This window comes from Pseudomonas sp. HMSC063H08 (assembly GCF_001813645.1).
GTDB lineage: Bacteria > Pseudomonadota > Gammaproteobacteria > Pseudomonadales > Pseudomonadaceae > Pseudomonas > Pseudomonas aeruginosa.
Genome location: NZ_KV813540.1, coordinates 151689 through 171054, shown reverse-complemented (window position 1 = coordinate 171054; position 19366 = coordinate 151689). Strand labels below are relative to the sequence as shown.

General features: G+C 66.7%; 19 protein-coding genes. 7 read left to right on the top strand and 12 right to left on the bottom strand.

What is annotated here, in order from left to right:
* Positions 1-3: 3 nt before the first annotated feature.
* The 5 genes from hxuC to HMPREF2924_RS23210 form a co-directional block, all read right to left on the bottom strand.
* On the bottom strand, positions 4-2559 hold the full coding sequence (gene hxuC, locus HMPREF2924_RS23230) for a heme receptor HxuC (RefSeq protein WP_003133461.1): 2556 nt from the start codon (positions 2557-2559) through the stop codon (positions 4-6).
* Between the two features lie 128 nt (positions 2560-2687).
* Positions 2688-3671, bottom strand: coding sequence for a FecR family protein (locus tag HMPREF2924_RS23225; protein ID WP_003133463.1), 984 nt, complete (start codon positions 3669-3671; stop codon positions 2688-2690).
* Positions 3668-4195: an RNA polymerase sigma factor gene (locus tag HMPREF2924_RS23220; protein ID WP_003133465.1), complete on the bottom strand. Its 528-nt coding sequence runs from the start codon at positions 4193-4195 to the stop codon at positions 3668-3670. Before HMPREF2924_RS23220 ends, HMPREF2924_RS23225 begins: the two co-directional genes overlap by 4 nt.
* A gap of 149 nt (positions 4196-4344) precedes the next feature.
* Positions 4345-4794 carry a YcgN family cysteine cluster protein gene (locus HMPREF2924_RS23215; RefSeq protein WP_003082662.1) on the bottom strand — a complete coding sequence of 150 codons (450 nt, stop codon included), beginning with the start codon at positions 4792-4794 and terminating at the stop codon, positions 4345-4347.
* A 76-nt stretch (positions 4795-4870) separates the two neighbouring features.
* A complete protein-coding gene (locus tag HMPREF2924_RS23210) occupies positions 4871-5146 on the bottom strand; it encodes a metal/formaldehyde-sensitive transcriptional repressor (RefSeq protein ID WP_003082658.1) in 276 nt (91 codons plus the stop codon).
* Positions 5147-5213: 67 nt separating this feature from the next.
* On the opposite strand from HMPREF2924_RS23210, the gene aitP reads away from it, so the two are divergent.
* Positions 5214-6176 (top strand): CDF family iron/cobalt efflux transporter AitP, encoded by a 963-nt coding sequence (gene aitP / locus HMPREF2924_RS23205; protein ID WP_003133467.1) that lies wholly within the window; start codon positions 5214-5216, stop codon positions 6174-6176.
* 11 nt (positions 6177-6187) lie between these two features.
* Here aitP and HMPREF2924_RS23200 read toward each other — a convergent pair whose 3' ends face one another.
* The 3 genes from HMPREF2924_RS23200 to rnd all read right to left on the bottom strand — a co-directional run bounded on the left by HMPREF2924_RS23200 (position 6188) and on the right by rnd (position 8789).
* Positions 6188-7120: a D-2-hydroxyacid dehydrogenase gene (locus HMPREF2924_RS23200; protein WP_003133469.1), complete on the bottom strand. Its 933-nt coding sequence runs from the start codon at positions 7118-7120 to the stop codon at positions 6188-6190.
* Positions 7121-7374: 254 nt separating this feature from the next.
* The gene (locus tag HMPREF2924_RS23195) at positions 7375-7668 is read right to left on the bottom strand and encodes a YcgL domain-containing protein (RefSeq protein WP_003082651.1); all 294 of its coding nucleotides are present in this window, start codon (positions 7666-7668) and stop codon (positions 7375-7377) included.
* Positions 7665-8789: a ribonuclease D gene (rnd, locus tag HMPREF2924_RS23190; RefSeq protein ID WP_003086813.1), complete on the bottom strand. Its 1125-nt coding sequence runs from the start codon at positions 8787-8789 to the stop codon at positions 7665-7667. The genes HMPREF2924_RS23195 and rnd overlap by 4 nt, the downstream gene beginning before the upstream one ends.
* A 140-nt stretch (positions 8790-8929) precedes the next feature.
* Between rnd and HMPREF2924_RS23185 the strand changes: the two genes are divergently transcribed.
* Positions 8930-9991, top strand: coding sequence for an SMP-30/gluconolactonase/LRE family protein (locus tag HMPREF2924_RS23185; protein ID WP_003082649.1), 1062 nt, complete (start codon positions 8930-8932; stop codon positions 9989-9991).
* A 300-nt stretch (positions 9992-10291) separates the two neighbouring features.
* A complete protein-coding gene (locus tag HMPREF2924_RS23180) occupies positions 10292-11146 on the top strand; it encodes a sulfurtransferase (protein WP_003109274.1) in 855 nt (284 codons plus the stop codon).
* 21 nt (positions 11147-11167) lie between these two features.
* Here the strand turns inward: HMPREF2924_RS23180 and HMPREF2924_RS23175 are convergent, their stop codons facing one another.
* Complete coding sequence (locus HMPREF2924_RS23175) at positions 11168-12007, bottom strand: alpha/beta hydrolase family protein (protein WP_023094812.1); 840 nt, start codon at positions 12005-12007, stop codon at positions 11168-11170.
* Positions 12008-12118: 111 nt separating this feature from the next.
* Here HMPREF2924_RS23175 and HMPREF2924_RS23170 point away from each other — a divergent pair, with 111 nt between their 5' ends.
* From HMPREF2924_RS23170 to HMPREF2924_RS23160, 3 genes are all read left to right on the top strand, one after another.
* Positions 12119-12712, top strand: coding sequence for a TetR family transcriptional regulator (locus HMPREF2924_RS23170; RefSeq protein WP_003133489.1), 594 nt, complete (start codon positions 12119-12121; stop codon positions 12710-12712).
* 221 nt (positions 12713-12933) lie between these two features.
* On the top strand, positions 12934-13413 hold the full coding sequence (locus HMPREF2924_RS23165; protein WP_003082640.1) for a hypothetical protein: 480 nt from the start codon (positions 12934-12936) through the stop codon (positions 13411-13413).
* Between the two features lie 205 nt (positions 13414-13618).
* Positions 13619-14893 carry an outer membrane protein transport protein gene (locus HMPREF2924_RS23160; RefSeq protein ID WP_003133490.1) on the top strand — a complete coding sequence of 425 codons (1275 nt, stop codon included), beginning with the start codon at positions 13619-13621 and terminating at the stop codon, positions 14891-14893.
* Positions 14894-14951: 58 nt separating this feature from the next.
* Here the strand turns inward: HMPREF2924_RS23160 and HMPREF2924_RS23155 are convergent, their stop codons facing one another.
* The 3 genes from HMPREF2924_RS23155 to HMPREF2924_RS23145 all read right to left on the bottom strand — a co-directional run bounded on the left by HMPREF2924_RS23155 (position 14952) and on the right by HMPREF2924_RS23145 (position 17393).
* On the bottom strand, positions 14952-15506 hold the full coding sequence (locus tag HMPREF2924_RS23155; protein WP_070700666.1) for a glutathione peroxidase: 555 nt from the start codon (positions 15504-15506) through the stop codon (positions 14952-14954).
* A gap of 164 nt (positions 15507-15670) precedes the next feature.
* Positions 15671-16870: an MFS transporter gene (locus HMPREF2924_RS23150; protein WP_003133491.1), complete on the bottom strand. Its 1200-nt coding sequence runs from the start codon at positions 16868-16870 to the stop codon at positions 15671-15673.
* Between the two features lie 73 nt (positions 16871-16943).
* Positions 16944-17393 carry a MarR family winged helix-turn-helix transcriptional regulator gene (locus tag HMPREF2924_RS23145; protein ID WP_003082614.1) on the bottom strand — a complete coding sequence of 150 codons (450 nt, stop codon included), beginning with the start codon at positions 17391-17393 and terminating at the stop codon, positions 16944-16946.
* A 130-nt stretch (positions 17394-17523) separates the two neighbouring features.
* On the opposite strand from HMPREF2924_RS23145, the gene HMPREF2924_RS23140 reads away from it, so the two are divergent.
* On the top strand, positions 17524-19344 hold the full coding sequence (locus HMPREF2924_RS23140) for an acyl-CoA dehydrogenase C-terminal domain-containing protein (RefSeq protein ID WP_003133492.1): 1821 nt from the start codon (positions 17524-17526) through the stop codon (positions 19342-19344).
* The last annotated feature ends 22 nt before the right edge of the window (positions 19345-19366 follow it).

Below are 19366 nucleotides of genomic sequence, written 5' to 3'. Positions count from 1 at the left end.
CCCTCAGAAGAACTGGGTGACGCTGATCTTGGCGTTGCGTCCCTGGCTGTAGACCAGGTCGCCGCCCAGCGGCTGGCGATAGGAGCGGTTGAACAGGTTGTCCACGGTGAAGTCGATGCGGGTGTCCTTCAGGCCCAGCTTGGCCGGGACCCACTCGGCGAACAGCCGATGGGTGTCGTAGCTGTCGTTGGCCGCGTGATCCCAGTAGATATCGCCGGAACCGGTACCCATCCCGCCGCTGTAGCGATCGCTGGGCAGGCGGTCGGTCTTGCGCACGAACTCGCCCTGCCAGCCGAGCTTGGCGTCCCATTCCGGAACCTTCAGGCCGAGCATGGCCACCCACTTCGGCGGCGGGATGTCGCGCGCCCACACGTTCGGTCCCCAGGGATTGCTGTAGGCACCATCGTGCTTGCCGGTCATCCACGAGTAGGACAGGCTGCCGAACAGTCGCTGGCTGTCGTAGAAGCTCTCGATCTCGAAGCCCTTGATGGTCAGGCCCGGCAGGTTGCGGTAGTTGCTCAGCGGCAGCATGTCGCCGCAGCTACCGCCGATACTGCCGTTGTCGATCGACTGCTGGCGGCAGCCGACGCTGCGGGTGCGGAATATCTCGTCCTTGATGCGGTTCTGGAACAACGTGGTGCGGATCTGCAGGCTGTCGCCGGCGACCAGCAGGTCCGGCAGGTTGATCACGCTGCCGCCACGGATCGCATGGATGCGCTCGGCGTCCAGGTCGCGGCTGCTGCCACCGATGGTCGAACTGTTCTGCACTTCGTACTGCTCGTCGATCACCGGCGCTCGCCAGGTCTCGGTGTAGTCGGCGAAGAACGCCAGGTTCGGCGTCGCGGTCCAGAACACCGACAGCCGCGGCGACCAGCCGGAGTAGGTCTGGGCGCGATAGTCATGGCCGAGCTTGGGATTGTCGTAGATCGGCGCCAGGTTGGCCTGGCCGTCGTTGCGCACGCTGTCGAAGCGCATCGATGGGGTGACGGTCAGGCTGCCGTAGGTGATCGCGTCCTGGATGTAGAAGCTCTGCGTGTCCTGATTGCCGGCCGGCATGAATGCCGGTTGCAGCCAGCCGTAGTTGTAGCGCGGGGTCTCGTAGGTCTTGCCCGGCATGTGCATGAGGATGTCGCGCTTGTGCTTGTGCAGCGCCGCGCCCAGGGTCAGCTCGTGCTGTAGCGCTCCGGTATCGAAACGGCTGGTGTTGCGCAGTTCCAGGACCTTGTCCTGGTACTCGGTACGCATCCGCTTGCCGCCGGTGGCGAGCTGGTAGAAGGCGGTGTCCTCGCGACGGTCGAGTTGCTCGGTGCGGGCATCGGAATAGCTCAGTTGCAGGTCGATCCAGGGATTGTCCAGCGGATGGTAGTTGTACTTGCCGGTCCAGGTGGTGTCGGTGGTATCGCGGTGGGCCAGCAGGCGGGTCAGGCCCAGCTCGTAGCCGTAGCGGTCGATGGTCCACTGGCTCGGCGGGGTCGGGTAGCTGCTGGCGGAGAACGGCGTCCAGCGCGAGCTTTTCGAGCGCAGGTAGGTGAAACCCAGGTCGTGCTCCTCGGTGGGGTGCAGGTTGAGCTTGAACAGGCCGGTCTTCTCGTCCTGGGCGCTGTTGGGCAGGCGCTTGGGGTTGATCGGATAGTCGGTGGGCGACAGCGGCAGGTTGTCGGCCAGCTTCATGTCGCGGCCGTCGCGGCCGTTGAGGTAGAGCAGGGCATCGACGCGGCGGTCTTCGCTGCGGCCGAACACGGCGCCGGAGTAGATCTTCTGCTGGTCGTTGGAGTGATAGCCGTACTTGAGCATGGCGCCGACGTCGCGGCCTTCGCGCAGCAGGTCCGGGGCGTCCTTGGTCTCCATGTGCACGGTGCCGCCGAAGCCGCCATTGCCGGTGAACACCGAGTGCGGCCCCTTCTCCACCTCGATGCGCTTGATCATTTCCGGTTCGATGAACACGGTGCCCTGCTGGTAGCGCTCGAAGCCGCTCTTCTGCGCGCCGTCCAGGGTATAGGGCACGTCCTCGGCGTCGCCCAGGCCCCAGATGTTGGTGGTCTGTCCGCCCGGCTTGGGCGAGCCGCCCATGGTCACTCCGGGCAGGGTCTGCAGCAGGCTGGGGATGTTGTCCGCCTGCTGGCGCTCGATATCCCGCCGGGTCAGGGTCGAACGGCCGACGTTGCTGGCGTCCACTTCGCGACCGTTGCCGACGATGGTCTGCGCGTCCAGTTGCAGCGCGTTGTCGCTGTAGGCGTCGACCTGGCGCCGGCGCACCACGTAGCCGCCGCCCGCCTCCACCAGCTCCAGCTCGGAACCGACCAGCAACCGCTCCAGCGCCTCGCGCACCCCGTAGCTGCCGCTCAGCGCCGGAGCGCGCAGGCCCCGCAGGAGCGACTCGTCGAACAGCACCTGGACCTGCGCCTGCTGCGCCAGGCGCGACAGCGAGGCGGCCAGCGGCTGCGCCGGCAGGTCGAAGCGTCGTTCGGCAGCGCTGGCGCCGGCGGCCCACAACGCGGCGCCGAGCACGGCGGCGGAACACAGCGGGCGCCAGGCGGCGCGGGTGAAAGGCAAGGTCATGCTGGAACTCTCCCCAAGTGACTGCTGGATGTCGCCGGCAGCGGCGACGGACAGCAGAGAAGACGCAGCAGGGAGAAAAACCCACATATGCGAATGAAAAATATTTTCATTAATGCTGCCGACGCGCCTCAGCGCGCCAGGATCAGCACCTCACCGCCAGCCTGCGGCTGTACCCGCACCGGCAATAGCGCCGGCAGAGCGAGGAGAAAATCGTCGGGGCGGGCGATCCGCACCGTACCGGAGACCCGCTTGCCGGCAAGCCGGGGATCTCCCAGGCGGATCGGCGCGGCACGATAGCGCGACAGTTCCTCCACCAGTTCGCCCAGCGGCTTGTCGCGGAACACCAGTTGCCCATCGCGCCAACTGGCGACCTGCTCCGGCGCCACATGGCCGAGGTCCAGGCGCTGGTCGGCGAGGTCCAGGCGCGCGCTGTCGCCAGCCAGCAGCACATGTTCGGCATCCTTCTCCAGGGACGGCTGCAACGCCACGCGCCCCTGTTTCACCGCCACGGCGAGGGCCTGCGCGTTGCGCCGGACGCTGAACTGGGTACCGAGTACGGTGACCCGGCTGTCGCCGCTGCCGACCCGGAACGGCCGGGCCGGATCGTGGCTGACCACGAAGAACACCTCGCCTTTCTTCAACAGCACGTCGCGGGTGCGCTCGGCGTAACGCACCTGCACCTGGGTATCGACGTCGAGGAACAGCTTCGAGCCGTCCGCCAGGACCACCTCGCGCTGCTCGCCAGGCGCCGTGCCGTAGGCGAGGTTCGGCCCGAGCGACTGGTCGCGCCAGAACAGGGTGGCGACGAGCAGCGCGCAGGACACGAAGAACGCCGCCGCCAGCGCCCGGGGCAGGCGCCAGGCCGGCACCGGTTCGGGAATATCCTCCAGCGCCGGGCGCGGCAGGCCGTCGAACTCGCGCCAGAGCCGCTCCATGCCCTCGAGCGCTTCGCGATGGCGCGGATCGGCGCGTAGCCAATCCTCCAGCTCGGCCCGGCAGGCAGCGCTGAAATGCCCGGAACGACGCCGGCTGAACCAGTAGGCGGCGCGGTGATCGATGTCCTCTTCGGTTTCGTCGGCGAACAGCGGTTCCAGTCGTTCCAGCGGCTTCATCCTTCGCCTCCCTGGCCAAGCCGCCGCTTGCAGTGCAGCAAGGCGCTGGCGATGTGCTTTTCCACCATGCTCAGGGAGATTCCCATGCGCTCGGCCACTTCGACCTGGGACAGGCCGTCGAACTTGTGCAGGACGAACGCTTCGCGCCGCCGCGGCGGCAGCTCGGCCAGCGCGGCCGCCAGATGGCTGAGGCGCTGCTGCTGTTCGAAACGCTCGCCCGGCCCGGCCGCCTCGCCTTCCAGCGCGGCGGGTTCGTCGTTCCCCGCCGGCCGGTCGAGATCCTGGCCGCGGCTCTGCTGCCGGCGCCAATGGTCGCGCAACAGGTTGCGGGCGATCTGGAAAAGAAATGCGCGCGGCTGCTCGACCGATTGCCGGCCCGGCCATTTCAGCCACTGGGCGAAAGTATCCTGGGCGAGGTCGGCGGCGTCCGCCGAACTGCCCAGGTGCTTGCGCAGGAAACGCAGCAACTCGCCATGGAACGCCTGATAGGCATGCGAGACGGAACCACGGAAGCGCTCATCCATCCGTGCATCCTCCGGCGGCGCCCCCCGCGCCGTTGACCCGCTGCAACACCTCGCCTCCCCGCTTCCGTCGGATACGGAAGTCCCTTCGCAAATATGCGAATGATAATACATATCATTTCATAAGGTAAGGAAGTGCGACGGACACGAGCTCAGCCGGCGCGGAAGATCAGGTAGTCCTCCCAGTCGTCCTCGGCCACCTGGGTCTCGCTGAGCATGCGCCCGGACTGGGAAATGCGTTCCTTGTGGACCCGCTCCGGGTCGCCGCAGACCAGGTGGTGCCAGAGCGGCAGGTCCTTGCCTTCGGCAACCAGGCGATAGCCGCAGGTCGGCGGCAACCACTGGAACTCGTCGGCCTGCGCCGGGGTGAGCTGGATGCAGTCGGGGACGAAACGGATGCGCTCGGCGTAGTTGGTGCAGCGGCAGCTTTGCAGGTCGAGCAGCTTGCAGGCGATACGCGTGTAGTAGACGCTGCCGTCGTCCTCGTCCTCGAGCTTCTGCAGGCAGCACAAGCCGCAACCGTCGCACAGCGACTCCCACTCGTCCTGGTCGAGTTGGGCGAGGGTCTTGCGTTTCCAGAAGGGTTCGACTTTGGCGGCCATGGCATCGGGGGCTGGTGAAAAGGCGCGATAGTCTAGTCCCCCGCCCCTTCCAGGCCAAGCACCGGCCGGCACATGGCTACTTCAGGTAGGAACGCAGCGCGGTCACCACCAGTTCCAGGTCTTCGCGACGCTGTTCCGCGCTCGCCTGCTCGGCGCCGAGGTGTTCGCGGATGTGCCCCTCCAGCACTTCGTTCATCAGGCCGTTCACCGCACCGCGGATCGCCGCGATCTGCTGCAGCACCGCCGCGCATTCGCTGCCCTCTTCCAGCGCCTGCTCCAGCGCCCGGGTCTGCCCGGCGATGCGGCGCACCCGCGCCAGGAGCTTCTTCTTCCCATGGATGGTATGGGCCACCGCTCTCTCCTCAAGGTAATATACTGGGGTATAGTATATTTTCGACGTCTCGACAGGACAGTAGCCAATGCCCGGCACCCCGACTACCCGGCCCCTGCGCCACTCCCATCGGTTCGACCAGGGCAACCCGCTGGCCGAGCGCAACACGCGCTGGGCGGTATTGCTCACCGCCTGCATGATGGTCGCGGAAATCGCCGGCGGCTGGCTGTTCAACTCCATGGCCCTGCTCGCCGACGGCTGGCACATGAGCTCCCATGCCCTGGCCCTGGGTCTTGCGGTACTCGCCTACGGCGCCGCGCGGCGCTATGCCAACGACCCGCGCTTCAGCTTCGGTACGTGGAAGATCGAGGTGCTCGGCAGCTACACCAGCGCCCTGCTGCTTCTGCTGGTGGCCGGGCTGATGCTCTACCAATCGGTCGAACGCCTGCTCGACCCCAGCCCGATCCGCTACCAGCAGGCGATGCTGGTCGCCGCGCTCGGCCTGCTGGTCAATCTCGCCTGCGCCTGGCTGCTGCGCGACGGCCATGCCCACTACGGGCACGGCCACTCGCACCATCACCACGACCACGACCACGACCATCATGCCCACCGGCACGATCTGAATCTGCGCGCCGCCTACCTGCACGTGCTGGCGGATGCCGCCACCTCGCTGCTGGCGATCGTCGCGCTGGCCGGCGGCCTGCTGTGGAACGCGGCCTGGCTGGACCCGCTGATGGGTATCGTCGGCGCGGTACTGGTCAGTGTCTGGGCATGCGGCCTGATCCGGCAGAGCAGCCGGGTATTGCTGGATGCGCAGATGGACGCGCCGGTGGCTGCGGAAATCCGCGCAGCGATCGCCAGCAGCCCGCTGCCGGCGGAACTGCTCGACCTGCACCTGTGGCAGGTCGGCCAGGGCAAGTACGCCTGCCTGCTGAGTCTGCTGACCACCGAGGAAGGCAGCGCCGACTATTTCAAGCGCCGCCTGGCCGAGCATGAGGAACTGGTGCACATCACCGTCGAGGTGAATCCGCTGCTCCCGCTCGCTGCCTGAGGGAACGCGGCTCAGTAGCCGCGAGCGAAGTCCACCTCGCCACGCATGGCGGTGCCCGCCCAGAAGCGCGCGAGGTTGTCGCGGAACAGTTCGACCATCGCCCCCGGCAGGGTCGGCGCGGCGGTGTGGCCGGTCAGCAAGAGGCGCGGGGTATGCCAGAACAGGTGGTTGGCCGGCAGCGGCTCTTCGCGGCAGACGTCGATCACCGCGCCGGCCAACTGGTTGTTCTCCAGCGCCGCCACCAGGTCGGCGTCCACCACCGCGACGCCACGCCCGGCGTTGATGAACAGCGCCGTGGATTTGAGCCGGGAGAACAGCGCACGGTCGTAGATGTCGTGGGTATCGGGGGTGTCGGGCAGCAGGTTGATCAGGTAGTCGGCCGTCTCCACCAGGCGGCCGAGGTCGTCGAGCGAGCCCATGCGGTTGAACGGCACCAGCGAACGCGGATTCTTCGCCACCCCGGTCAGGTCCATGCCGAAGCCGGACAGGGTATGCGCCACCGCCTGGCCGATCTCCCCGGTACCCACGATCACCGCCTGCCGGCCACGCAATCCGCCAGGCGTGCGGCTATCCCATTGCGAACCGACCTGGCTGGCCAGGCGACCGAGGAACTGGCGCTCGTGGGCGAGCATGTAGGTCAGCAGGTATTCGCTCATCACCTGGCCGAAGATGCCTACCGCGCGTGTCAGGCTGTAGTCCTTCGGCAGGTCGGCGGCCAGCAGCGGCGTGATGCCCGCCCAGGTCGACTGCACCCAGACCGGATGCACGCCTTGGCGCAGCATCTGCGCCACCAGGTCGGGCTGGCCGAGCCAGATCGAGCACTCGCTGGCGGCGTCGATGAGTTGCAGGGGGTCGTCCCCCGCCACCACCTTCAGGCTGGGGTCGGCCGCCATCAGCAGCGCGGCATAGAGAGCGTGGTCACGTTCGAGAATCAGCAAGCGCATGGGTCACACTGCCAAGCCGGACAAGGGCTGGCGATCAGGCCGGAGAATATTGTTCTTTCATGCATCACGGCTCCTGGAGGGAAGCCCTCGAGAGCAGCAGGATTGGCGCTGGTAGACCACGGTCGCTGCCAGGGGTTCCGCTATCGTGCGACATCTTGCGGACATCATGCACCGAAGGCGCAGCCTTGCACAGAGCGGGTTTCACGTCGTTAAAGTGGCGCCGGGAAGCCGGCGCCAGCGGGGTACGGCTCGCGTCAGAGCGGGTCGTTCATGCGCAGCAACTCTTCCGGGAGATGCTCGATGTACTCTTCTTCGCCCGGCGGCATCTGCAGGTGGAAGCCCTGCTTCTCGATGTTCTCCAGGACCTTGGCAACATCCTCGCGGGCCAGTTGGCGCTCGGGGGTGAGCAGCAGGTCGAAGACATGTTGCGGCGCGCCGAACGGCACCAGCAGGGCCTCGGGCACGCGGCTCAACGCCTCGCGCTTGTCGACGTAGAGGTACATCTCGTTCTTGCGCGGGCTCTTGTAAACGGAACAGATTCGTTTCATGCGCTCTCCAGGGCGTCCAGCAGGGCCTGGCCCATGCGTTCGCGGCGCCAGCCGCGGAGGGAATCGGGCAGTTCGTAGGGACCGTCGGGATAGCCGCTCTTGAGCAGTGCCTCGAGGATCTTCTTGCGCAGCATCAGCTCGGGCGCCATGCCCAGGGTCTCCGCTTCGCGCTGGCCGATGGCGCGCAGGCTCTTGAGCAGCGGGGTGACCTCCGGCGGCAGCGGCTCGGGCAGCGCCTCGGGCCATTCGCTCTGCGGCAGGCGCGCAGCCTGGGCGATCAGTTCGATGAGGAAGTCGCCGTCCTGGCGCACGGTGCGCGGATGCATGTCCTCGATCGCCGCCAGGTCGGTCTTGTTCTTCGGCAGCAGGCGCGCCAGCGGCCACAGGGTGCGTTCGCGCAGCACGTGGTTGCGCGGCCGGTTGCGCAGGCGTGCCTGCTCCTCGCGCCAGGCGCAGAGTTCGCGGAGCACCGCCAGTTGCTGCGGACGCAGCCGCCAACCCAGCTTGACCTCGCGGTAGGCCTCGCGCGGATCGCTCTCGCGGCAGAGGTTGGCGACCAGTTCGGCGCCGTCCTCCAGCAGCCAGGCGCGTTTCTCCTCGCTCAGCCGCGCATCCAGGGCCAGGTAGACCTGGGCGAGGTGCTGGACGTCGTCGGCGGCGTAGCGCATCTGCATCTCGGTGAGCGGCCGTTGCAACCAGTCGGAACGGGTCTCGTCCTTGGGCAGGTCGATGTCCAGCACCTCCTTCACCAGCTTCGAATAGCCCATCGAATGGGCCATACCGAGATAGGCGGCGGCCAACTGCGTATCGAACAGCGGCACCGGCAGGCTGCCGGTGAGGCGCAGGAACACCTCGAGGTCTTCGCTACAGGCGTGCAGCACCTTCACCACCCGCTCGTCTTCGAGCAGTTCGGCGAAGGGACTCCAGTCCTGGATCAGCAGCGGATCGATCAGCCACTCCTGCCGGCCATCGCCCACCTGCACCAGACCGGCCGCGGGATAGAAGGTATCGACGCGCATGAACTCGGTATCGAGCGCGAGGTACGGCTGTGTGCGCCATTCCCGGCATTGCTGCGCCAGGCTGGCATCATCGCGGATCCACTGGATTTCGGGCGCGGTCACGAACATCTCCTTGGTCAAGTGCGGCGCATTATATAGAGCCTCGCGCCCTGCGAGCATTCCGCTCGGCACCGCGCTTGCCGATGAACGTAGCGAATGTCCATACTCCGCCCCTTGTCCGACAATCCGAACAAGGGAACTGCATGAAGAAGCTCAGCGGAATAATCGTCCTCCTGCTGGCTGGCGCGGCTCTTTACCTGGCCCTGAAGACCAGCCCGATCGACCCGCTCGCCTGGGATGCCCCGGCCGCTCCGCAGATGACCGGGGTCCTCGAACCCAACGACACCCTGATGAAGGCCGAGCTGCTTGGCCAGGGCCAACTGCACGGCCCCGAGGACACCGCCGTGGACAGCCAGGGCCGCGTCTATGCCGGTCTCGCCGACGGCCGCGTGGTACGCCTGGACGCCAGCGGCAAGGTCGAGACCTTCGTCGACACCGGCGGCCGCCCGCTGGGCATGGACTTCGATGCCGCCGGCAACCTGATCCTCGCCGACGCCTGGAAAGGCCTGCTGCGCATCGATCCGCAGGGCAAGGTGGAAACCCTCGCCACCGAGGCCGACGGCGTCCCCTTCGCCTTCACCGACGACCTCGACATCGCCAGCGACGGCCGCATCTACTTCAGCGACGCTTCCAGCAAGTTCCACCAGCCCGACTACATCCTCGACCTGCTCGAGGCCCGACCGCACGGCCGGCTGCTGCGCTACGACCCGTCCACCGGCAAGACCGAGGTGCTGCTCAAGGACCTGTACTTCGCCAATGGCGTGGCACTCTCGGCAAACGAGGACTTCGTACTGGTCAACGAGACCTACCGCTATCGCATCACCCGCTACTGGCTGAAAGGCGAGAAGGCCGGCCAGCACGAGGTGTTCATCGACAACCTGCCGGGCTTGCCGGACAACCTCCAGGGCGACCGCAAGGGTACCTTCTGGGTGGCCCTGCCGACCCCGCGCAAGGCCGACGCCGACTTCCTCCACCGGCATCCCTGGCTGAAGGCGCAGCTGGCCAAGCTGCCGCGCATGTTCCTGCCCAAGCCGACCGCCTACGGGCTGGTCATCGCCATCGACGAACAGGGCAGGATCGTCCGCAGCCTGCACGACACCAGCGGCCACCACCTGCGCATGATCACCTCGGCGAAGCCGGTGGGCGACCAGCTCTACTTCGGCAGCCTGGAAAACGATCGGATCGGCCGTCTGGCGATTCCCTGAAAAAGCCGAGGCGAAAAAAAGCCCGGCGCAAGCGCCGGGCCAAGCCAATCGGACAAGCGTTCCGAGGGATAGAACACAGGAGCGGATACCTCGGAACGAGCCGATTCTGCATGTCTGGACAAATACCTCGCTGCCGGGCGAGGCTGATGACCGAGTAGGAATCTTCCTCGCCTGGAGCCAGCCCTTTCCTTTCGCCATTTCTCCGCCTCGCCGCGCGACGCCGGGATGACGCGACGCGGTCCAAGGGGCATGATCCACCCATCCGCCACCGGCTTTGCTTCCCGACCCAAGGAGTCCGCGATGTCGTCCGCCCAACTGCTGACCGCGCAACAACTGGCCGCCCGCCTCAGCGAACCCGACCTGCTGGTCCTCGACTGCCGTTTCGCCCTCGAAGACCCGTCCTACGGTGCCCGCGTCTATCAGGAGAACCACATTCCCGGCGCGCATTTCGCCGACCTCGAACGGGATCTTTCTGCTCCCGTGCGCAAGGGCGTGACCGGTCGCCATCCGCTGCCGGATCCCGCCGAGCTAGCGCTCAAGCTACAAGCCTGGGGCCTGCGCCAGGATAGCCAGGTGGTGCTCTACGACGACGGCCCCGGCGCATTCGCCGCCCGCGCCTGGTGGCTGTTGCATTGGCTGGGCAAGCGCGATGGGGTCTACCTCCTCGATGGCGGCCTGGCGGCCTGGAAGGCTGCGGGGCTGGCACTGACCAATGGCGAAAGCAGTCTTCGACCCGGCGATTTCCAGGGCCAGCCCGATGCCTCGCTGTTGATCGACGCCGCCACCCTCCAGGCCCAACTGGGCCAACCCGGACTGGCGCTGCTCGATGCTCGCGCGCAGCCGCGCTTCCGTGGCGAAGTCGAGCCCATAGATCCGGTCGCCGGACACATTCCCGGTGCCCAGTGCGCCGCCTTCACCGACAACCTTGGCAGCGACGGCCGCTTCCTTCCGCCGGAACAATTGCACCAGCGGTTCTCCGCCCTGTTGCGCGGTCGCCCGGTGGACGAGCTGGTCGCCTACTGCGGCTCCGGCGTCACCGCCTGCCACAACCTGTTCGCCCTGAGCCTCGCCGGCTTCCCGCTTCCGCGCCTCTACGCCGGCTCGTGGAGTGAGTGGATCACCGACCCGCGCCGCCCGGTCGCCACCGGCGACTGACGCCATACGCTCGGACGCGGCTTACGCCGCGTCGGGCAGCTTCCTGAAGTAGTCGAGCAACTCCTTCTGCAACGCCTCGTTGCGGAACAGTCCGAAATGCCCGACCTCCCCCTCGGCCCGTCCCTTGCGACGCAACTCCAGGTGCGCCGCGGCATAGACCTGGTGAAGCTTTTCCGCCGCAGCCCAGGGCACGTAGTCGTCGTCCTCGAACAGGAAGCTGGCGACGGGGATGTCCAGCACCTCGTAACCCTGCCGCTGCAATTCGAAGCGCGGTGCCAGGAGGTAGTCCGGCTGCCGCACCCAGCGCGCCCAGTCGCGCATGAAATGACTCGGCATATCCAGGCTGCCGAGGCCGAAGAAACGGCTGGGAAAGCGGCGGAGCAGTCCGGTCAGTAGCGGCACCGCCACGCAGAACAGGCCGAACATCTGCCAGCGCTGCCTGCCTCGCCAGCGCCTCCAGTACGGAAACGAACCGGCGACGAACGCGGCGCCGCTCAATCCGCTGGCCTGACCAGCCAGACCGAGCAACTGCGCGCCGATGCTGTGGCCGACGAAATAGCGCGGTAGCTCCGGCGCGCGCGCTCGGCACCAGGCCAGCGCCGCATCGATGTCCTCGCGTCCCCAGTCGGCCAGGCGATAGCTAGCCACGGCAGGGTCGTCGCCTTCGCTGCCGCGGTAGCTGAACAACAGCACCTCGTAGCCGGAAGCCGCGGCCAGGACGGCGAAGCGCTGGTAGAAGGCGCGCCTGACGCCGAGCGCGCAGGCCACCACGATGCTCCCCTGCGCATCGCCGACGGCCGGGAAGTGGTCGCCGGCCAGGCGCACGCCGTCACGGCAGGCGATCTCCACTGCGGTACTCATTCGCGCTCTCCTTTGCCGTGCGGGTTCGAGCAGCCGGGACGGACGCAATGCTCGACGGATCGCCAGGCGTGCTAGCATGAACATACCGACGGTATGTAAGAAGGCAACAGTATGAATGTCAAGAGCAGGCAGCAGGAAAATGCCGAGGCGACCCGCGAGGCACTGCTGGAAAGCGCCCTCTCCGCCTTCATCGAACATGGCTACGGCGGCGTCTCCATCGACGCCATCGCCCGCGAGGCGCGCGTGACCAAGGGCGCGTTCTACCACCACTTCGGCAGCAAGCAGGAACTGCTCGCCGAATGCTACGAACGCCAGGTACGGACGATCGCCGAGGACCTGGACAGGGTGCCGGCGCAGGTCGACAAGTGGGCGGAGGCCGCCGCACTGGCCGAGGCCTTCATCGACAGCGTGATGGCGCGCGGCAAGCGGCAACTGTCGCTGCAGGAGGTGATCACGGTCGTCGGCTGGGAGCGATGGAAACGCATCGACTCGCGCCATACGCTGCGCTACGTCGGGCGCCTGGTGGACGAACTGGCGGCCAGTGGCGAACTCAAGGACTACCGCCGGGAAACCCTGGTCGGCCAGCTCTACGGCTTCCTTACCCAGGCCGCGATGAGTCTTCGCGATGCACGCAACAAGCGGCAAGCGGCCAATGAAGTGAAAGCCATCCTCCGCGACTTCCTCTACAGCCTGCGCAGGGGCTGAGTATGCCGCCCAGCACAAGCGAAGCAAGGACGCGCCGGTTTAATTTCCAGCGGGCATATCAGCCGTTCTCTAAAGCTGGAAACAATTTAAAAACAGTCCTTTACAGCTGACTTGTTTCACTACACTTCAAATCAAGCGGCTAAGTCCGCTATCGGCGGGGCCATCGGAATAGAAGCTGCCAAACTGCCCGGCCCCGCCGATCCACCTTGCGCGAGGCCGTCATGGGTATTTCCGCCAACGATCTTTGCCAGCACGTGATACGCCCGACCCTGGACTACCTGTCCTGCCACAGCCCCGCCGCCGAAGCGCTGCTGCTGGGCGCGGCGGCCTGCCAGTCGGCGCTGGGGAGCGCCCTCGACGACCGCCGTGGCCACGGCCTGTACCGGATCGCCAGCGAACGCCACCAGCAGCTCTGGGACCAGTACCTGGCGCTGGACCCGGAGCGCGCCAGCCGGGTCCGCGGCCTGGCCAGCCAGCATGCCTTCCTTGCCGCGCCGCACCTGGAACTGACGGTGAACCTGCGCTACAGCACGGCCATCGCCTGGTCGCTGGTGGAAGCCGCGCGACTGCCGCTGCCCGACCAGCACGACCACCTCGCCCAGGCTCGCGTGTGGCGCCAGGTATTCCAGCCGCACGGTCGCCTGCACGAGTTCATCGACGCCTGGCAACGCTGCATCGGCAGCCTCAGCCAGGTCGCCTGACGGCGAATGGAAAAATCCCGCGTCCGAAACAGACCAACCGGTCAGAAAATTTTTTACATACAGACACGAACGGTTGCGCTACCTTCGCTTCACTGGCACCGGAGCCAACCGCTCTGTTCCGCACCCTGCGGAACTTCGGAACACTGGCGCCGGTCTGGGAATCTTGGTAGTTTGCGCGCCGTTATACACAGGAGTTGCTCCAACAATGAAAACAATATGGTTTAAAACCTCTCTCGCACTGACCATTAGCGCTGTCTCCACCTACACCCTCGCCAACGGCATCGCCATCAACGAACAGAGCGCCAGCGGCGCCGGCACCGCGTACGCCGGCCGCGCCTCGTCCGCGCTCGATGCCAGCACCATCTACGGCAACCCGGCCGGCCTGTCCAAGCTGAAACGCACCGAAGTCAGCGGCGGTCTGGCCATCGTCAAGGCCAAGGACGACATCAGCCAGGCCCACAGCACCGCCCAGGGCAGCAACAAGGGCGACTCGGTACCGCTGGCCGCCGTACCGTTCGGCTACTTCTCCACGCCGATCAACGAAGATTTCACTTTCGGCCTGGGCATCTACGTGCCCTACGGCATCATCAACGATTACGAAAACGGCTTCATGGGCAGCTCCCACGGCTCCTATAGCAAGGTGCAGGTGATCACCGTGCAGCCGACCATCGCCTGGAAGATCAACGACAAGGTTTCCGTCGGCTTCGGTCCGACCTTCAACCGCATCGACGGCCAGTTGAAGAACACCCTGGCCACCAATGGCCTGCTCGGCAGCAACGGCGATACCAAGATCAACATCAAGGGCGACGACACTGCCATCGGCTACAACGTCGGCGTGATGGTCGACCTGACCGACGACACCACCTGGGGCCTGACCTACCACTCCAAGGTCAAGTACCACCTGGGCGGCAACACCGAAGTGAAGAACGCTCCGGGTGCCCTGGGCCTGAATGGCAAGTACGATGCCAAGCTGGACATCACCCTGCCGGAATCGGTGGATACCTCCATCACCCACAAGTTCGACGACAAGTGGACGGGCTACCTGGGCGCCGTCTGGACCCGCTGGAGCCGCCTGGAGAAGATCGAAGTGCGCAACAGCGGCGTACCGGCGCTCGGCCAGGCCCTGGGCTTCAACACCATCGGCGAAGACCTGAACTGGCGCGACACCTGGTCCTTCTCGGTAGGTACCTCCTACCAGGCCACCCCGGAGTGGGTGCTGCGTACCGGCTTTGCCTACGAGCCCTCGCCGACCACCAACGAGGACCGCAACGTGCGCATCCCGGTGGGCGACCGCAAGGTCTTCACCGTCGGTGCCGGCTGGTCGCCGAACCAGGACCTGACCGTCGACGTGGCCTACGCCTACCTGTGGGAAACCACTGCCGGCGTCAACCAGGAAGGCAGCGCCCTGCAGCCGGCCTACAGCGCCAAGTACGACAACAGCGCGCATGGCCTGACCGCCCAGGTCACCTATCGTTTCTGATCGCACGCGCCAACGAAAAAGCCGGGCATTGCCCGGCTTTTTCATGCCTGGCCGACCCTCAGGGCTGGCTGGCGATGGCCTTCTCGATGGCGGCCTGGAGCTGCGGATCGTCCGGGGTGGTCTTGCTGGAGAACTGCGCGACCACCCTGCCCTGGCGATCCACCACGTACTTGTAGAAATTCCAGCGCGGCGCCTGGCCGCTCTGCTCGGCCAACTGGCGGAACAGCGGGATCGCCTCGTCGCCGCGCACGTGCTGCGGCTGGGTCATGGCGAAGGTCTCGCCGTAGTTGCCATAGCAGATCTTCGCGGTCTCGGCGGTATCCGCGGCTTCCTGCTTGAAGTCGTCGGAAGGTACCCCGAGCACTTCCAGGCCCTGCCCCTTGTAACGCTGGTAGAGCGCCTCGAGCCCCTTGAACTGCGGGGTGAAGCCACAGTGGCTGGCAGTGTTGACCACCACCAGCGGCTTGCCGGCGTAACGCTGGCAAAGATCGATGCTTTCCTTGGAACGCAGCTTGGTCAACTGGCCCTGCAACAGTTCCGGGCAATCGGCGGCCCAGCCGCTCAGCGGCAGCCCGGCGAGCGCCAGGACGGACAACAGCACGCGAGGTTTCATGGAATGGCTCCTTGGCGACGAATGTCCCAGCTTACCCTTCCCCGCGCCTATCGCCACCTATCAGCATGCGCCCATGCCCAGTTCCAGCAGCGCCAGTCCGCCACGCTGCCAGCCCCACCAGGCGAGTCCCAGCAGCGCCCCGGCGGCGAGCAGCCAGGCCAGCTTCACGCCGCGCCTCCGGCCACCTGCAGGCGCGCCACCGGACGCTCGCGCACCGGCCAGTTGAGCAGCGCCGCGAGCAGGCTTAGCAGGATCGACAACTGCCAGACCAGGTCGTAGCTGCCGGTGCGGTCGTAGACCACCCCGCCCAACCAGCCGCCGAGGAAGGCGCCCAACTGGTGGAAGAGGAACACGATGCCGCCGAGCATCGACAGGTTGCGCACGCCGAACAGGGTCGCCACGGTGCCGTTGGTCAGGGGCACCGTGGACAGCCACAGCAGCCCCATGGCCACGCCGAAGGCGTAGGCGCTGTAGACGCTCAGCGGCAGCCAGAGAAACAGCACGATCACTACCCCGCGCACCAGGTACAGCGCGGTCAGCAGGCGCGGCTTCGACCAGCGCCCGCCGAGCCAGCCGGCGATGTAGGTGCCGAACACGTTGAACAACCCGACCAGCGCCAGCACCGTGGTGCCGACCTGCGCCGGCAGGTGCTGGTCGACCAGGTAGGCCGGCAGGTGTACGCCGATGAACACCACCTGGAAGCCGCAGACGAAGAAGCCCAGCGCCAGCAGCCAGAACCCGGAATGCGCGCAGGCCTCGCGCAGCGCTTCGCCGAGGCTCTGTTCGTGGCCCTGCGGCGGCAACGGGCGATCCTTCATCAGCCCGGCCAGCGGCACGATCAGCGCCACCAGCAGGCCCAGGGCGAGCAGGGCCGAGGACCAGCCCAGCCAGCCGATCAGGGCGAGGGTACCGGGCAGCATGGCGAACTGGCCGAAGGAGCCGGCCGCGCTGGAGATACCCATCGCCATGCTGCGCTGCTCCGCCGGCACTGCGCGGCCGACGGCGCCGAGGATCACCGAGAACGAGGTGCCGGAAAGGCCCAGGCCGATCAGCAGGCCGGCGCTCAGCGACAGCCCACTGGCCGACTGCGAGAGTCCCATCAGGATCAGGCCGAGGGCGTACAGCAGGCCCCCCACCAGCACCGCCCGCGCCGCGCCGTAGCGGTCGGCGAGCGCCCCGGTGAACGGCTGGGCCAGGCCCCAGACCAGGTTCTGCAAGGCGATGGCGAAGGCGAAGACTTCGCGGCCCCAGCCGAAATCAGCGCTCATCGGCGCGAGGAACAGGCCGAAACCATGTCGCACGCCGAGGGACAGGGCGAGGATCAGGGCTCCGGACAGCAGGATCCAGAAGGCGGCACGCGGCATGGGTCGCTCCATCTACGGGTATATACCCGCTTTATCGTGAACGAAGCGCCTCTGCGAGAGGCTTCGTCGGTTGTCAGTCCAGTCGCTCCAGTTCCACCAGCAACGCCGCCAAGGCGCCGCTGCGCTCCTCGCCAAGGCGCCCGGCGAGACGCCGCTGCGCGTCTTCCCAGGCCGGCGTTCCGCGTTCCAGGGCATCCAGCCCGGCAGGCGTCAGCTCGACCAGGCGGTTGCGCTGGTCCTCGCCACCGGTCAGGCGCAGCAGGCCGTCGCCTTCCAGCACCCGCAGGTTGCGACCGAGGGTGCTGCGGTCGAGTCCCATGGCTTCGGCGAGTTCGGAAATGCTCGGCCGGTCCAGGCGCCGCAGGTGCCGCAGCAGGGAAAACTGCGCCACCTTGAGGCCGGTATCGGCCAGCGCCTCGTCGTAGAAGCGGGAAACGCTGCGGGCGGCGCGACGCAGTTTGGTACAGAGGCATTGGGTCGGTAGCATGGATGCGTGTATATACCCGTACCTCTCGTCGGTCAAGCGGATTGTCCGAACTGCCAACGCCGTCTGTTGCCCCTGCCAAGGCCGGACGCCGGGCGCTGGCCTATAACTCGCGCTGTCAGCGGCGACCGGGAGCACCCGGCGCCCTCCATCCATCGCCGAGGTAGCCATGCCCGTTTACAAAGCCCCGCTGCGCGACACGCGCTTCCTGCTCAACGAAGTCTTCGATTTCCCCGAGCATTACCGCAACCTCGTCAACGGAGCCGAAGCCACGCCGGACATGGTCGATGCGATCCTCGGCGAATGCGCGAAGCTCTGCGAGGAAGTGATCGCCCCGCTCTACCACAGCGGCGACGAGGAAGGCTGCCACCTGGAGAACGGCGAAGTACGGACGCCGAAGGGCTACAAGGAAGCCTACGAGGCCTATGTCGCCGGCGGCTGGCAGGGCCTCTCGCACCCGGTGGAGTACGGTGGCCAGGGCCTGCCGATGAGCCTCGGCGCGCTCAAGCAGGAGATGATGGGCACAGCCAACTGGCCGTTCTCCATGTATCCCGGCCTCTCCCTCGGCGCGATGAACACCCTGATGCAGCACGGCACCGAGGCACAGAAGCAGACCTACCTGGTTCCGCTCACCGAGGGCCGCTGGGGCGGCACCATGTGCCTCACCGAGCCGCAGTGCGGCACCGATCTCGGCCAGGTGAAGACCCGCGCCGAGGCCAACCCCGACGGTAGCTACGCCATCAGCGGGACGAAGATATTCATCTCTTCCGGCGAACACGACCTGACCGAGAACATCGTCCACATCGCCCTCGCCCGCCTGCCGGACGCACCGAAGGGCACCCGCGGCATTTCCCTGTTCATCGTGCCCAAGTTCCTTCCCGGCGAAGGCGGCGCGCTCGGCCCGCGCAACGGCGTGAGTTGCGGCGCGCTGGAGAAGAAGATGGGGATCAAGGCCTCGGCCACCTGCGTGATGAACTTCGACGGCGCCACCGGCTTCCTCATCGGGCCGCCGAACAAGGGCCTGGAATGCATGTTCACCTTCATGAACAGCGCCCGCATCGGCACCGCCATCCAGGGCGTGGCCACCGCCGAGCTGGCCTACCAGGGCGCCCTCGCCTACGCCCGCGAACGCCGCTCCATGCGCGCGCTCTCCGGGACCAAGGAACCCGACCAGGTCGCCGACAGCCTGATGCACCACGGTGACGTGCGGCGCATGCTGCTGACCCAGAAAGCCATCGCCGAAGGCGGCCGGGCGCTGGTCTACCTGGCCACCCAGTACGCCGACCGGATGATCCAGGGCATCCTCAGCAACGACGACGCCGAATACGAACGCTGGGACGACAAGCTCGGCTTCCTCACGCCGATCCTCAAGGGCTGCCTGACCGAACTCGGCCTGGAAAGCGCTAACCTCGGCATGCAGGTGTTCGGCGGCCACGGCTATATCCGCGAACACGGCATGGAGCAGATCGTCCGCGACGCGCGGATCGCCACCCTCTACGAAGGCACCACCGGCATCCAGGCCCTCGACCTGCTCGGCCGCAAGGTCCTGCTGATGACCCAGGGCAAGGCCGTGCGCGACTTCACCAGGGATGTGGCCCGGTTCGCCGTCGACCTGCTAAAGAACGAGCCGCGCATGCGCGGCCGCGCCCTGGTGCTGCTCAAGCTCTGCGCCCAATGGAACCTGCTGACCCTGCGCATTGCCCTCACCGCGCGCAAGCAACGCGATCTGGTGAGCACCGCCAGCCACGACTACCTGATGTTCTCCGGCTACGCCACGCTGGCCTATTCCTGGGCCCTCCAGGAAGCCGCTGCGCGCCGGCGACTGCGCCAGGGCGGCAGCGAGTCGGCGGACTTCTACAAGGCCAAGATCGCCACCAGCGAGTTCTACTTCGCCCGCCTGCTTCCGCGCGCCAAGGGCCACGCGGCGGCGATGGCGAAGCCGACCGGTTCGATCATGGACCTGAAGAGCGAGCACTTCGCCTTCGACTGAGGCGACCACCCGCAGCGCGCCA